The sequence below is a fragment of the Agrobacterium sp. ST15.13.013 genome (assembly GCF_027956525.1).
Lineage (GTDB): Bacteria > Pseudomonadota > Alphaproteobacteria > Rhizobiales > Rhizobiaceae > Agrobacterium > Agrobacterium salinitolerans.
This window is the reverse complement of sequence record NZ_JAQKGP010000020.1, coordinates 35,134-50,186: the sequence shown is the minus strand read 5'-3', so window position 1 is coordinate 50,186 and position 15,053 is coordinate 35,134. Positions and strand designations below refer to the sequence as shown.

Annotated in this window: 13 protein-coding genes; 3 read left to right on the top strand and 10 right to left on the bottom strand. The window is 61.0% G+C overall.

Annotated features, from left to right (window positions below):
• Nucleotides 1-31: 31 nt before the first annotated feature.
• The 7 genes from PL597_RS19150 to PL597_RS19120 all read right to left on the bottom strand — a co-directional run bounded on the left by PL597_RS19150 (nt 32) and on the right by PL597_RS19120 (nt 6,235).
• Nucleotides 32-841, bottom strand: a complete 810-nt coding sequence (locus tag PL597_RS19150) for an inositol monophosphatase family protein (protein WP_080793483.1) — start codon at nt 839-841, stop codon at nt 32-34.
• Nucleotides 838-1,674, bottom strand: a complete 837-nt coding sequence (locus tag PL597_RS19145; RefSeq protein WP_271366004.1) for a glycerophosphodiester phosphodiesterase — start codon at nt 1,672-1,674, stop codon at nt 838-840. The genes PL597_RS19150 and PL597_RS19145 overlap by 4 nt, the downstream gene beginning before the upstream one ends.
• 1 nt (nt 1,675) lies before the next feature.
• Nucleotides 1,676-2,710: an ABC transporter ATP-binding protein gene (locus tag PL597_RS19140; protein ID WP_217003885.1), complete on the bottom strand. Its 1,035-nt coding sequence runs from the start codon at nt 2,708-2,710 to the stop codon at nt 1,676-1,678.
• A 9-nt stretch (nt 2,711-2,719) separates the two neighbouring features.
• Complete coding sequence (locus tag PL597_RS19135) at nt 2,720-3,544, bottom strand: ABC transporter permease (RefSeq protein ID WP_077983874.1); 825 nt, start codon at nt 3,542-3,544, stop codon at nt 2,720-2,722.
• A 1-nt stretch (nt 3,545) separates the two neighbouring features.
• Nucleotides 3,546-4,394 carry an ABC transporter permease gene (locus PL597_RS19130; RefSeq protein ID WP_245307129.1) on the bottom strand — a complete coding sequence of 283 codons (849 nt, stop codon included), beginning with the start codon at nt 4,392-4,394 and terminating at the stop codon, nt 3,546-3,548.
• 32 nt (nt 4,395-4,426) lie between these two features.
• On the bottom strand, nt 4,427-5,578 hold the full coding sequence (locus PL597_RS19125; protein WP_271366003.1) for an extracellular solute-binding protein: 1,152 nt from the start codon (nt 5,576-5,578) through the stop codon (nt 4,427-4,429).
• A 453-nt stretch (nt 5,579-6,031) separates the two neighbouring features.
• Nucleotides 6,032-6,235 (bottom strand): CsbD family protein, encoded by a 204-nt coding sequence (locus PL597_RS19120; protein ID WP_149148093.1) that lies wholly within the window; start codon nt 6,233-6,235, stop codon nt 6,032-6,034.
• 182 nt (nt 6,236-6,417) lie between these two features.
• Between PL597_RS19120 and PL597_RS19115 the strand changes: the two genes are divergently transcribed.
• From PL597_RS19115 to PL597_RS19105, 3 genes are all read left to right on the top strand, one after another.
• Entirely contained in the window at nt 6,418-6,735 is a 318-nt protein-coding gene (locus PL597_RS19115) for a GCG_CRPN prefix-to-repeats domain-containing protein (protein ID WP_080793469.1), read from the top strand.
• Between the two features lie 640 nt (nt 6,736-7,375).
• Nucleotides 7,376-9,178: an ABC transporter ATP-binding protein gene (locus PL597_RS19110; RefSeq protein ID WP_271366000.1), complete on the top strand. Its 1,803-nt coding sequence runs from the start codon at nt 7,376-7,378 to the stop codon at nt 9,176-9,178.
• A 181-nt stretch (nt 9,179-9,359) separates the two neighbouring features.
• Nucleotides 9,360-10,943, top strand: coding sequence for an ABC-F family ATP-binding cassette domain-containing protein (locus PL597_RS19105; RefSeq protein WP_271365999.1), 1,584 nt, complete (start codon nt 9,360-9,362; stop codon nt 10,941-10,943).
• Between the two features lie 15 nt (nt 10,944-10,958).
• Here PL597_RS19105 and PL597_RS19100 read toward each other — a convergent pair whose 3' ends face one another.
• The 3 genes from PL597_RS19100 to PL597_RS19090 are packed head-to-tail and all read right to left on the bottom strand — an operon-like array spanning nt 10,959 to nt 15,035.
• Nucleotides 10,959-11,909 (bottom strand): Csu type fimbrial protein, encoded by a 951-nt coding sequence (locus tag PL597_RS19100; RefSeq protein ID WP_149148090.1) that lies wholly within the window; start codon nt 11,907-11,909, stop codon nt 10,959-10,961.
• A complete protein-coding gene (locus PL597_RS19095) occupies nt 11,906-14,344 on the bottom strand; it encodes a fimbria/pilus outer membrane usher protein (protein WP_271365998.1) in 2,439 nt (812 codons plus the stop codon). Before PL597_RS19095 ends, PL597_RS19100 begins: the two co-directional genes overlap by 4 nt.
• Nucleotides 14,316-15,035 (bottom strand): fimbrial biogenesis chaperone, encoded by a 720-nt coding sequence (locus tag PL597_RS19090; RefSeq protein WP_271365997.1) that lies wholly within the window; start codon nt 15,033-15,035, stop codon nt 14,316-14,318. The genes PL597_RS19095 and PL597_RS19090 overlap by 29 nt, the downstream gene beginning before the upstream one ends.
• Nucleotides 15,036-15,053: the final 18 nt, after the last annotated feature.

The following is a 15,053-nucleotide window of genomic DNA, read 5'->3' as shown; positions in this document are numbered from 1 at the left end:
CTGCGGCATGGATGCTCCGAAGACGAAGCCGTTATGCGGGGTTCTTGGGCGGAACGCCACGCAGGTGCTCCATAAGATAGGCATGGGTCGCGGCATTGGCGACGATCAGCGTGCCGGTTTTTTCATAGAATTCCGGTCCGCGGCCCCACCAGTCGGTCACGATGCCGCCAGCCTCCTGCACCAGCAGAATGCCGGCTGCCGTGTCCACGAAGCCCGTTTCCTCATAGTAGCCAGTTAGTCGGCCGCAGGCGACGTAAGCGCAGGAATTGGCAGCACTACCGACCACGCGGACCGCGCCGATGGGCGCACGGATGGCATCAAGGCGCAGATAGGCGCCGGGATAAAGCTGGAGATTGGGCGTGGGCAAGCCGGTGCCGACGCACATCAGGGCGACATCGGTGCTGGCATTGACCTGCAGGCGCTCGCCGTTGAGATAGGCGCCGTCTCCCTTGATCGCGGTGAACATCTCGTCGGAAACGGGATTGTAGACCAGCCCGCAGATCGTTTCATTGCCGCGGCGAAGCGCAATGGTGATCGTATAGTGCTGACCGAAGAGAAAATTGGTGGTGCCATCGATGGGGTCGACCAGCCAGCGGTGATCCTGATCCGCCCCTTCGACGGGTGCGAATTCCTCGCCCGTCAGTCCCCAGGGATATTGCCCGAGCAGGCGCTCGCGGATCAGCGTCTCGGAATTCCGGTCCGCATCGGAAACGAAATCCCCCGGTCCCTTGACGCCGATCTCGATGTCGCGGAAGCGCCTGAAATGGTCGAGCGTCAATGCGCCGGCTTCGCGGGCGGTTGCGACCATATGGTGTAGAATGGTGCTGTAATTGACTGTCATCGGCAGAAAACCTCGGCGAGCCCTTCCGGATCATCGGTGGTGATCTGGTCCACCTTAAGCCGCAGGAGGCGTTTCACCTGTTCTATGGATTGCAGTGTGACGCTGTTGATCGTCCAGGCGTCGACGCGGCGGCCTGCGGCATGTATGGGGGCGATCATATCGACGCCCGCATCCTCGGCGGCAAGCACGATCTCGGAGGCGAGGTAGATCATGTCCGCAACGGGTGCTGTGGCAAGGGCGTCTTCGATGAAGCCCGGATAGTTTCCGCTTGCCTTCAGTGCAGCTAATGTGCCGCGGTGGCAGGGATCGTATCCGGTGCGAAGTCCCGGTGCTGAACCGGCCAGCATGGCGATGGCGTCGAAATCGCCGCCCGACAGGATCACCGAGCTTGCTATGGGCGAAACGCTCGCCCCGAAACCGGCGACCACCTGCGGGGTGAGCGCCTGCCGGTCTTCCTTGAAATCGAGCTGGAGCAGGGCGTCGGGATGAACGGCGCCCTCGGCAAGCAGGGCGCAAAGGTCTTCGAGCAGCATGACCTTCGCATCGATGGGGTGGCCGTCATTGTCCCGCAGGTGGAGCTGGCGCAGGGCGGCGGCGGATGTATCGCGCACCCGGCCAGTGCCGGTGGTTTCCCGCTCCAGCGTCCGGTCATGCAAAACGGCGCAGCCGTGATCGGCATGGATGACGAGATCGACCTCGATGCTTGCGCCAAGCCGCATCGCCTCGATGATACGCTCGCCGGTAAAGACCGGATCTTCGGCACGACGCCGGGCGCGATGCCACTTGAGCCATGTTCTGTGGCCGTCGCGGTCGATAAGGATCGGCTGGTTCATGTCAGCTCCGGTAGATTGGGCGGTTGTCGCGATAGGCCGTAACGGCACGGGGCGAAATCTGCACGCCCTGTCCCGTCTGGAACATATCCGGGTGGGCGACCATGGATTTGATTCTTGTACCATCGGCGAGATCAAGGTCTACAAGCCCGTGGGTGCCGTAATCCGTCACCCGGTGCACACTTGCTTGCCGCATCTCGGAGATCGTCAGATCGATGGCTTCCGGGCGAACGGCGAGAATGGCCGGTCCGTCAGAGACGGGAAGCGGCAAGCTGAAATCGGCCCGCATGAAATTCCCGTCTGAAACTGCGCCTTCTATCAGGTTCATGGTGCCGATGAAGCCGGCGACGAACGGGGTCTGCGGTTCGCGGTAGATCACATTCGGCCGGTCGATCTGTTCGGTCTTGCCGTTCGCCATCACGACGATGCGGTCGGCCATGGAAAGGGCCTCATCCTGACCGTGGGTGACGAACAGCGTGGTGATACCGAGGCGCTGCTGGATATCGCGCACTTCCTCCCGTAACCGCTCGCGCAGATGCTGGTCGAGGCTGGCGAAGGGTTCGTCGAGCAGGAGTATTTTCGGTTCGAGAACCAGCGAGCGGGCAAGCGCCACCCGCTGCTGTTGGCCGCCGGAAAGCTGGCCGGTGGCGCGCTCGCCAAAACCGGAAAGCCCGACGAGTTCGAGCACCGCCTCCACTTTCTCTCTGATAACGGCAGCCGGCATGCGGCGCAGCTTGAGGCCGAAAGCGAGGTTCTTGAAGACATTCATGTGGCTCCAGAGCGCGTGGCTCTGAAACACCATACCGGTCGGCCGTCGCTCCGGCGGCAGATGCGTGACATCTTCGCCATCGATGGAGATCTGTCCGCCCGTCGGCTGCTCGAAACCGCCGACCATGCGCAGCAGCGTCGATTTGCCCGAACCGGAGGGGCCGAGAAGGCATACGAGTTCACCATCGGCGACATCGAGCGAAAAACTGTCGACGGCATTGGTCTCGCCGGAATAGGTTTTCGTAACCTGGCGGATGTGAAGTACGGACATGATGATTTCCTAACCGCCGAAACCGCGGGCGAATGCGCCGCCACCGATGACGCGGCGGGCGAACATGAGGGCAATGAAGGACGGCGCCCACAGCAGGACGGACAGGACCGCGCCATACTGGATGACCATCTGGTTGTTGATATAACTGATCATCAGCACCGGCATCGTTCGAATGCCCGGTGCACCGATCAGCCATGCGCCTTCCGTCTCGTAAAAAGTGCCAACGAAGCTCAGCAGCACGGCGGCAGCGATGGTCGGTCCCGCCTGCGGCAGCGTAATCGACCAGAAGACCCTAAGCGGACTGGCGCCGACATCGCGGGCCGCCTCTTCCATGCGCCGGTCGACGGCCTGAAATGCCGCCACCGGAATCCAGATCATGAACATCAGCGTGCCGACGAGCTGGATGAGAACGACGCCCCAGAAGGTGCCGATGAGGTCGAGCTGGAGGAAAATGGCGGCAATCGCCACAAGAAGCCCGAATTTCGGGAAGGCGTGGCCGGCAAGAAAGGAGAAAAACAGCAGGTTGCGGCCGGGAAAACTCATGCGCGCAAAGGCATAGGCGGCGGGAAGGCAGATCACCGCTGAAAGCAGCGTTACCACCGTTGTCAGCCGCAGGCTCAGCATCAACGCGTTCCACACATCGGCGCGGCCCAGCGTCTGGCCCCAGAAGCGGAAACCGAATTGCTGGGGAATGACGTTGGGAAAACGCCAGACCTCGGTGAATGCCCAGGTGCCCACCACAAGCAGCGGCCCGACGATGGCGACGGTTAGAAGGGTGGCGAAAAATATGCCGGGCCAATCCATGCGCGTTCGCGCCGGTGAAAGGGTCGTCATGTTATTTCCCCTGGTTGCGTGCGACCGAACGCACGTAGAACAGGCCGAAGGCAATGCAGAAACCGAAAGCGATGACGGCCTGGGTCATGGCGCCGATGGGATCCTGCACTTCGCGCAGCGTGCGCTGCATGAAGGGGCCGAGCATTTCGGGAGAAGCCGGTCCGAGAAGATAGGGCAGGGTGAAGGAGGAAAAAATACCGAGCACTGAAAAGGAAAGCGCCACGAGAATGGAATTGGAAATGCGGGGCAGGATGATGTGCCAAAAGACCTGAAGCGCGTTTGCGCCCACATCCCGCGCCGCCTCCACCGACTGGTTGGCGACGCTGCCGAGTCCCGCGAGCAGGATAAGAACGGTCAGCGGAATATTATCCCAGACAAGACCGATGACCGGCCCCCACGGAGTGAGATAGGGCGTGCGGATTTTCGGCAGGTCGACCGCATTGAGCAATATGTCCACCATGCCGTTAGGCCCGAGGACGCGGATGAAGGCGAAGGCGAGGATGATGGAAGGCACGAACATGGGGAAGATGGCGAGCGCCTGCACATAAGCCGAAAGGCGGCCTTGCGAAAAGCGCAGGTAAAGCGCGATCGGCAGGCAGATCATCAGCAGGAGGATCGCGCAGACCATTGTCGTCCACAGCGTCACGGCAAGATTATCGAGGCTGTAGCGGTCCGAGAAGAAGAAGATGTAGCTCGAAAGGTCGAATCCCGTCTCGCCGCTCGCTCCGGTGCGCCAGACGGTGCGGCCGATGGCGTTGAGGGCAGGCCAGATGACCAGCCAGACGATCAGGAAGACGGGGATGGCGACGAGCAGGAGGCCGATTGGCCTCCTGCCTGCCGTATTGTCGATGAGCGGGCGAACCGCTCCTTCCGCAACCTCGGTCACGACTTGCGGTCGACGTTGGGAGCGACGTTGCGATACCAGCCGTCATTGATGGCGGTTTCCCATTTTCCGGCCGGGAAGGTCGGGATGGTCTGCGGGATGATGTCGGCGAAGCGCTTGCGCAGTTCGGCCGGCACATAGTCCCAGGAAACGCCGGGGAAACCGCCGAGTTCGGTAAGGATCGCGCCCTGAATTTCTTCCGACAGCACGAAATTGGCGAGCTTTAGGGCAGCGTCGCGATTGGCGCCGTTTGCAAGCACCACGGCGCGCGAGAAATCACCGCAAAGCGCCAAGTCCTGAAGCTGGACGAGGCCTGTTTCTTGCGGCAGAACGCCCTGATCGATGGCCTTCAGCACCTGATCGGACCAGACGGGGGTCATGGTGACGACGCCCTGCGAAAGAAGCTGCAGCGACTGCGTGTTGCCGGAGGAGTATGCACCTTTGTCATAGAGCGACGGGGCGATATCGTTCAGCAGCGCCCATGCCTTGCCGAGAGCCTTGTCGGCGGCTTCCTGGGTGTAATTGTCGACCGTGAAGGCCTTGGGGTCGAGGCCGTTGGCCTGGTGGATGGCGCGGCGGACGAAGTTGCCGCCGGAGCCGCCCTTGTCGGGACGGTTATAGACAAACTGGCCGGGATTGGCCTTGATCCATTTGACGAGCTCATCCCAGGTCTTCGGCGCGTCCGTCGGCTTCAGTTTGCTGGTGTCATAGGCGAGCAGCACCTGGCTGCCGCGATAGGGCAGGCTGTATTCGCTGCGGATGGCAAGCGGATTGACGCGCGAATAGTTGGAGAGGTCGGCTTTCGCCATGTTCACATAGATGCCGGCCTCGATGGCGCCGGTGGGAAGCAGCGGATCGGCCGTTTCGAAATAATCGGCCTGCGGATCGGTGCCCGTTTGCTTTGCGGCGATGGCGCGCTCACCGATGGCGATAATACCGGCGCTGTCGCCGGCATCGACGAGATTGAGCTTCATGCCGGGATTGGCGGCTTCAAAGGCGGGCTTGATTGTATTGGACCAGAAATCGAGGATATTGGTATCCGAACTGGTGTACCAGTCGATCGTGCCCGGAGCGGCGAAGCTCATGCGCGGTGCAAGGGCGAGACCGGCGGCGGCGCCTGCGGCGGACATCATAAAGGTGCGGCGTTTCATCTATGTCTCCGATGTTTTCGGCGCGAGTGGACTGCTGAGCGCTAACTCCGCAAAGATGGGGAAGGCTCTGGCCGGTCGTTGCACAGCCGTGCATTTTTTGAACGGGCCGGCGGCGGTTCTAAAGTCTTTACATAACGCTTTCGTGACGGTTGCCGCCGACAGACATCTTAACCCTTCGCGAAACGCATTTTCCCGGTGGCCGTTCAAAAGCGCGCGGGCTCTACCAGAGGCGTTGCCGGCAGGTAGGATGACCGCGGCAGTATTGGAGGGAGGGAAGTGTGTCGGCTTCGGCTGTTTGCCGCTGTCAAGAAACGCAGCCGCTCGGCCGCCCGTTGTTCGTCACTTCAGATGGGTGGGGTTCTGTTGATCGTCATCGGCGCCGTCTTGCCCGTTGCCGGCGGACAGGTAAATTCCGCGCAAAAAAAACCCCGCCGAATGAAGCGGGGTTTGATCTTACCAGCGCTGGCTACCATACCAGTCGTCAATATCTTTCCGGGCCCGGTCCTTTTCGTAGCCGTAACGCTCCTGAATCTTGCCTTCCAGCTGCTCGCGCTTGCCGTTGATGACGTCAAGATCGTCGTCGGTGAGTTTTCCCCACTGCTCCTTGACCTTGCCCTTCATCTGCTTCCAGTTACCTTCAACGCGATTCCAATCCATCGGTGCTCTCCCATTTTGTTTGGCTTGCACTTGTAAATGTTCGAGCTAGCGCAGGGTTCCGTCCATCGGTCGTTATGTTCGGCGCAACTGTGGTCTGCTGCCACGAAAAGATCACGATTCATTCAGCCGCAGTTCACGCGGCGGGGCGCTAAATCCTCTCATCCCACAAGGAGGGAGATAAGATGCGCAAGATGATTTTAACCGCCGGACTGATTTTGGGCGCCCTGTTCGGCACCGGGGCGAACGCCACGCCTGTCGGTCAACCGTCTGCACCTTCGGCGTCCCACATTCAAAAGGTGGACTATGCCTGCGGACGCGGTTTCCATTTGACCCCGCGCGGCTATTGTCGTCCGAACGGACCGCGTTATGAGCGCGGCTGGGACAGGCGCGACCGCTGGGAAGCCCGCCGAGAATGGCGCGAGCGTCAGGCCAGACGGGAATGGCGTGAGTGGCGCGACCGCAGGGATTATCGCGACCGACGCGACTATTATAGATACTGATCTGGCAAGGCCCTCCACACCTCGGGAGGGCCTTTCTCATAGGGCCCGGTGAGGTCCTTACGATCCGGAAAAGGATCCCACACCGGTTTCGCCGCTCCTGATGGCGCCGAATGTGCTCGCCGATCCGGCGGTTGTCGCACGCATGGCATACTTTCAGCGCCAGGATCGTCGCCCTTCGCTGGATGAGCTGAAAGCCCACGTTGCGGCGGCAATCGCCAAGTGGGGGACCGGTGGTCAAGGACAAGAATGTGCAGATGGAATGACCGGTAATCACCGATGCCATCCCGACGTTCCGCTTGCGCATCCAGCTGGTGTGGTGTTTCCGCATCACTCACCAGTCGGTTGCAAAAACCCGCTTGGCAAGCTCGGGCCGTTGAGTTACAACTCTCGCTACCGCGTCAGATCGAACAAAGGGAGGCGTTGCATGACACCGGCATTCTTCGAAACCCTCCCGCAGGGAATGACCCGACACTAGGTCATATCCATTCGCGGCCCGCCGATTGCGCGCCCGACATGCGGTTTTATTTTCCCCCATAGCCCGATTGATCTGACGGGATCACTTCGTCTCCCGCGCGGGCTGTGCCATCCAACTCCCGTTTTGAGGACCGGTCGCCGATTATAGGGCGCTGGGCTGGTAAAAATGACTCGCAAGAAGCTCGATTTCCGCGCCGATGCCTATCGACATGTGCTCGGCTTTGTTTTCAACCATTGGCGTCATCGGCCGGCGCTGGTGGGTTTCATCATCGTTCTGGTGATTGCCAGCACGCTGGCTGAAGTTATGGTGCCGGTCTTTTCCGGCCAGATCGTCGATGCCATAGCCGGTGGAGACGAGGCCGGCAACGGGGCAGATAAGGCGCTGCGCGCCTTCGTCATCGTGGTGTCTCTTGGGCTGGTTAGCGTTGTGCTGCGCTGGTTCATCTTCAACGGCATCATCCGGCTGACGCTGAAAATCATGGCGGATGTCGCCAATAACGGCTTCCACAAGGTGCAGCGTTTCTCCACCGACTGGCATGCCAACAGCTTCGCCGGCTCCACGGTGCGCAAGATCACGCGCGGCATGTGGGCGCTGGATTCGCTCAATGACCTTCTGCTGGTCGCACTTCTGCCTTCCATCGTCATGCTGGTGGGCGCCACCATTGTGCTCGGCAGCTACTGGCCAATCATGGGCCTGATCGTCGGTCTCGGATCGCTGATCTATATCGGCGTGACCGTGGGGCTTTCGATGGGCTATGTTTCGCCGGCGGCAAGGCTTGCCAATGCCTGGGATACCAGACTGGGCGGTGCGCTGGCGGACGCCATCAGCTGCAATTCAGTGGTCAAGGCCTTTGGCGCAGAAACCCGCGAGGAAACGCGCCTGGGCCATGTGCTGGTGAAGTGGGACCACCGCACACGCCGGACATGGAAGCGCGGCACGCTGAACGGCACGATCCAGAGCTTCATGATGGTCTCCATGCAGGCCGGTATTCTGGGTACGGGTATCATCATGTGGCGACAGGGGCTGGCGACGCCGGGCGACATTACCTTCGTGCTGGCAATGTTCTTCGTGCTGCAAGGTTATCTGCGCGATGTGGGACAGGATATCCGCAACCTGCAACGCGCCGTCAACGACATGGAAGAGCTGGTGTTGCTGGACAAGATGCCGCTCGGCATCGAGGACAGGCCGGACGCCGGACCGATCAGGATCGGAAAGGGCGAGATCCTCTTTGATCACGTCACCTTCCAGTATGGCGCGCATCCTACGCCGCTTTACGATGACTTTTCGGTCACCATCAAGGCGGGTGAACGGGTGGGCCTGGTCGGGCATTCCGGTTCGGGCAAGACAACCTTCGTCAAGCTCATCCAGCGGCTTTACGACATCAAGTCGGGCGAAATCCGCATCGACGACCAGAATGTCGCCGGGGTGACGCAGTCCAGCCTGCGCGGCCAGATCGCCATCGTGCAGCAGGAGCCCATCCTGTTCCACCGCACGCTGGCGGAAAACATCGCCTATGGCCGGCCGGGCGCCACGCGGCGTCAGATCGAGCAGGCGGCGAAACAGGCGAGCGCCCATGATTTCATCATGTCCCTTCCCAAGGGATATGAGACGATGGTGGGTGAGCGCGGCGTCAAGCTGTCGGGCGGCGAGCGTCAGCGTGTCGCCATCGCCCGTGCTTTCCTTGCGGATGCGCCGGTGTTGATACTGGACGAGGCCACTTCCAGCCTCGACAGCGAAAGCGAAGTGCAGATCCAGCAGGCGATGGAACGGCTAATGGTCGGCCGCACCACGCTGGTCATCGCCCATCGGCTGTCCACGGTCAGGGCGCTGGACCGGTTGCTCGTCTTCGACAAGGGCAGGATTGTCGAAGAGGGTGACCACCAGGCGCTGATCCGCCTCCATGACGGCATCTACCGCAGGCTGTTCGAACGGCAGGCGCTGGAGCTGACCAAGGGCCTGGTGGCCTGAAAAAAAGGGACGCCGGGGGTGTTCCCCCGGCGTTCACTACCCGAACATTGAACCCACGCCATCAGCGCGCCGCTTTTTTTGCGTAAGGGCGTGTTTCGCGCAACACCAACAGGACGGTGAACCATGGATTTCCATCCGATCGCAAAGCCACAACGCCTTGTCATCAGGGGAACCCATATCCATGTCGCATTCCATCACGCTTTTAGACCTCTCATGGTCCACACCTGACGGTCATCCGCTCTTTTCCGACATCAACCTTCACTTCGGACCCGAACGCACCGGCCTTGTCGGGCGCAACGGCGTCGGCAAGACGACGCTTCTGAAACTGATCGCCGGCGAATTGTCGCCGTCGGCGGGCACGGTTTCCGTTTCGGGCTGCGTCAACCTCCTGCGCCAGAGCGTACAGGTTGTGTCCGACGAGACTGTCGCCGACCTGTTTGGTGCGCGCGAGGCGCTGGACGCGCTCGCCCGTGCGCAGTCGGGAACGGCCACTCTCGATGAGCTTGAGGACATTGACTGGATGCTGGAGGAGGAAATTGCCAAGGCGCTCGTGCAGGTCGGGCTGGACGCCTTGCCCTCTACGCCGCTTTCGGCGCTTTCCGGCGGGCAGCGCACGCGGGCCGCACTCGCGGCTCAAATCCATGCCGCGCCGGATTTCCTGATCCTCGACGAACCGACCAATAATCTCGACCGGGAGGGGCGCATTTTCGTTGCCGATTTTCTGGCGGCCTGGCGTGGTGGAGCAATCGTCGTCAGCCATGATCGGGAGCTTCTCGAAACCTTTGATGCGATTGTGGAAATGACCACGCTCGGGGCAACCCGTTACGGCGGCAACTGGAGCCGCTATCGCGCACAAAAAGCGCTGGAACTGGCCGCCGCCGAACAGGACTTCGCGAATGCGGAAAAGCGTCTGTCCGAGGTCAGGCGCCGTTCACAGGAGGCGCTGGAGCGCAAGGCCCGCCGTGACAGCAGGGGCGCTGCAAAAGCGGCGAGGGGAGACATGCCCCGTATCCTTGTTGGTGCGATGAAGAGGCGTGCCGAAAAGACGAGTGGCGACAACGCCAATCTGGCCAGCCGTCTGACGGCCGAGGCGACGGAAGATCTGAAGACGGCGCGAGAGCGGATCGAAATCCTCCAGGATGTCAGTGTTACATTGCCCGCGAGCGGGCTACACACGACAAAGACCGTTCTCAGCCTGCAGAACCTGACCGCAGGATATCAGGCCGACCAACCCGTGCTTTGCGATCTCTCTTTCGAAATCACCGGGCCGCAACGCGTTGCCGTAACCGGCCCGAACGGATCGGGAAAAACGACGCTGCTTTCGGTGATCACGGGGGACTTGGCGCCATTCGAAGGGACGGTACATGTCGGGGTGAAGTCCGTGTTTCTCGACCAGCAGGTCAGCCTGCTCGATACGAGCCTCTCCATTCGCGACAACTTCCTTCGGCTTAACCCTAGGGCGGGAGAGAATGCCTGCCGCTCCGCCCTTGCGCGCTTCATGTTTCGTGCCGACGCCGCTCTGCAGATCGTTGCGACACTTTCGGGCGGGCAGATGCTCAGGGCGGGTCTCGCCTGTGTTCTGGGAGGCCCGCAGCCACCGCAATTGCTGATCCTTGATGAGCCGACGAACCATCTCGATATCGATTCCATCGCTGCCGTGGAGGCTGGCCTTCGGGCTTATGACGGCGCCTTGCTGGTCGTCAGCCATGATGAGGCGTTTCTCGCTGGCATCGGCATCGATCGGCGGCTAGAACTTGGAAAGTGAGATGCGTTCGGGCGCTCAGTAGTTCACCGTCACGACGACCGTATCGGAGTAGTTCCCCGGCGCTGGCGTGGTCTGCGCCGGGACGCGGCCATAGACGGTCAATGTTTGCAAGCCGCCTGTTCCGGTGCCGGTGGCTATCTCGCCTGCCGCACTTCCCCATACAGTCGTGCGGTTCGCGTCGCGGTAGAGACCATAGGTTATAGATGCGCCTCCCTGCACCATCTGGCGCGCGGCCGGCGGGCTGTTGCTCAGGCCGCCATTGAGCGCGACACTATAGTTCAGATTGGTGGTGCAGGTCAGATTGATCGCTCCGGTCGCATTGACTGCCGTGTTCAAGACGCCATGACTGCCGAAATCGATGTTCTGGGCCGAGATGATGCATGTGGGCGCCACCGCGGCCGACACGTTGAACGGCACCTGCGTGGGGTTCTGGGTCACGGAAGAGCAACTTGGTGCAAGCAGGGTAAAGGTCGTATAGGTGAAGCTCGTTTCCGCGCCGGCGAAGCTGGAAAGATAAAGGCCGCGCACTGCCGAAGCCTGACCGGCATTGATCCGGCCATAGACCGTGCGGCTCGTGGTGTTGACCAAAAGCGGTAGCGCCATATCGATCGGCGGAGGCGAACCGAGTGCGGGCTGCGTGACCGATCCCCAGGAGGTCGTCCGCGCCGAGTTCTGGTAAAGCTGGTAGTTGAGGATATTGCTGCCCTGAAGCATGCGACGGATGCCGCCCGACTGTCCGCCGCTTCCGGCATTGATGTTGGGGCAGATGCGGATGGAAAGCGCCAGCGATAACGGGTTGGAGCAGGTGACCGACAATGTCGCCGTCGTGTCCACGGCGCTGCCGCCTGCGAGATTGACGAAACCGAAATTCATGTCCGACATGTTGAAGGTGCAGCTTTGCGCCAGGACCGGTGAAGCCGAGAGGAAAGCGGCGATGGCAAGGGCGGCACGGGTCAAAACCTTCATTGGATGCTCCTGCATAGGGTTTCGAAAGTTGCGCGGGTCTTGCTGGCAGAGGGCACGGTGATCTGCGCTTCGCACGCGCCCTTCGTCGGCTGTATGATGCGGAGGCGATGGGTTTCGCTGATATTATCGAGATAGGCCTGTCCGTCATAACCGACGATGAAATCGCGCTTGCCGTCGATTTTGCCGGTCGATCCGGTTTCGATGAACTCGCCGCTCTCGTCTTTCAGCGTCACCAGCGCCACCTGCCCCTCGGTTTCCACCTTGAAATTGACCACGGCCCCCGCGCGGTCGGTCGGCGTCACGGTCTGTTTCGTGCGGTCTATGCGGGCGTCGACCGGAAGATTGCTGGGGTCGAGCGTGATGTTATTGACGTCGTAGGAACGAAGGTTCGGAAGCAATATCTTGCCGCGGCGGTTGGTCTGGCCGATGGGGCGGTTTTCCAAAAGGATATCGACGCCGGGCGCGCCCGCATCCACCACGGCGAAAGCGTCATCGATCCGGTTGCCGACAAAGACATCGCCGCCGGCGAGCGCTATCGATCCTTCGATCTGGGCATAGGCCTGTGTTGTGCGGTTGAATTGATCGACGCCGGCCGAAACGCGGGCGGTGCTGCCGCGGTAACTGCCGGAAACGGAGGCGATATCGTTGCCGCCGGTCGAGCCGCGCAGGCGCCAGCCATAACTTCCCTCGGCCTGTTCTTCGGATTTTCCGACCTCTGCTGTTAGCGAATAGCCATCCGCATCCAACGACATGCCGGCCGAGCCGGAGACGCCACCGCCGAACGACCAGGACAGGCCCGCGAAGACGCCGTAGGATTGGCTGTCCTCAAGGTCCTTATAGGCGGTGATGAAGATATTGCCGTTCTCGCCGAACGGCCGCGTGGCAGAAAAGCCAAGCAACCGAGATTTCCTTTCATCGAAGGTTTCCACCTGCGTATAGGAAAAGTTCAGGCTCGTTTCATCGAAAGCAAGCTGTGTGGAAACGGAAATCTGATCCACGGCACGCGGCGGCCGCGCGCTCAGCAGGCCAGAGATCGTCCTGAGTGTAGAGCTATCGGCGGAGACCGACGCCATGTCGTGATAATCGCCGAATGCCCGTTGCGACCGGGCGTGAAATTTGAGCCCGAGCAATTCGGCTTCGACGCTTGCGGAGAGCTGGTGGCCGCTTTCCTCGCCAAAGCGGCTGGATGCGCCGGAAATCGCCGCCAGCCCATGAACTCCAAGCGTGAAGACGCCGCCAAAGCCGATATTATAGAAATCCTCGCCGCCTTCCGCATGGCCCTCAAGCGTCAGGCCATCAGACAGGCCGTAACGAAACGTCGCCGATCCAAGCAATTTTTCGTCGTAATCGAAGGAAGAGGTTCCGTAATTGCGCCGGGCAAAACCGAGCTCCGCTGAAAAATCGACGAGACCCTTCGCCAGCAGGTCCGGTGACGTATAAAAGGGCGTTTCGGATACGGTTTCGCGCCCCAGCGCATCCCGCACCACCAGCCTCGCATTGCCCGCGCCGCTGATAACGGGAAGATTGGTGATGGAAAACGGGCCTTCGGGAACATCCTGCGACAGACGGCGGATGTTGTTGACATAGACGTCGACAGTGGAGGGCACGGCCGCTGAACCGGCAAATTCCGGCATCGGCATGGTGACGATATCCGGCCGCAGGTCGAAATTGCGGCGGATCTGCAGGCCGCCGAGCCGCGTTGGGCGTGTCCAGCTCAACCCGCCGGTAATGAGATCGCCGGTCCGGTAGCTCGTTAGCATTTCTTCGTCCGAATAGCTCCAGGTGGTATCGAGGCGCTGGGTATCGAACTCCGACAGGCGCGATGTGCTCAAAACCTGTGACGAGGACAGCACGCCGAGCGGACCGAAGGCCCTGCTTTCCAAAAGCGCCGAGACACCGTTGAAATCGGCGATGTCAGACCATTTGTTGCCGCCGGAGGAACCATAGATCGTGTAATTCACCAGACCTCCAAAATCGCTTTTGGCCTTTTCCCGGGTCTCTTCGTCTTCTTCCTGCGCAATCTTGCCGGAGGCGTCGATCACCCTGTTTGCCCGCGCCGCCATCGGCAGGGTAAAATGCATGGACTGGCGACCTTCATCGTAACGCGCCACCACATCCGGCAGCCGGGAAATATCGATCCAGCCATCATCGCCGACCGCGCTTTCGACCGGGGAAATCCCGATATTGTTCAGCTGTTCCGGCTCAATGAGAAACGATCCGGCGTCGTTTTGACGAAATGTGGCGATCAGTTCTGTCGAAACATCGTTGATGTAGACTTCGAGCTGCAACAGTCCCGCTTCTTTTGCGGCAAAAGAGGCCGGTTGCGCCGCAGGAGGTATATCCTGCGCCACGGAAAAATTGCCCGATGAAATGACCGTCAGAGCGGCAATCGTCAAAACGGCGAGATCAGCCGCCCGAGACGCGCGCCGTCGCATTGACGGGGCCGCCTTCGCTGTCTGCCGAAATCTTCAGCGTGCCGCCGCCTCTCTTGCCGCCCGTTGCCGGAACCACAAAGCTTGCGGCGGATCCGCCAAGCACATATCCCACCAGCCCCTGCTGCCGGGCAATCGCCTGCCCGTTGCCGCCGGAAAGCATCAGGTTGGCGATCCTTATCCGCTTTGCGCCCGCATTGGACACCGAGACCCGGTAGCCATTGCCCTGCGGCGTCACCTTCCAGGCCGGTTCCGCATCACCTGTGGAAGCGGGCGAGAAGAAAACGGGTATGGAGTGGCGCACCACCAGATTAACCGTGCCGGATTGCGGTCTTCCCGCCGGCGGCAACTCATCGACGATGACGCGGTAGCTCTCTTCGGCGCGCAGCGGCGCCTTTGAAAGCCGGACGATCCGGATAAGATTCTCCGCCCCGCCCTTCAGCTGCGTCATCGGCGGGCTGGCGACGACGTCCTGCGCCGCCGTATAGACGTCCTGCCCATTTTGCTGGGTCCAGCGGAATATCCTGACCTGAACGTTGATCGGGGTTTTCGCATCGTTCCAGATGCGGAGGCTGGAGGCCGCCGTGGGCGCTTTAAGATCCAGAAGTACGGGGGCGACCCGCAGCGATGCAGCCTGTGAAGATGAAACAGTCAAACCGGCAAAAAACGCAGCCGCTAAGGTAAAAACACGCATGCGCGATCCTCCCTGTGG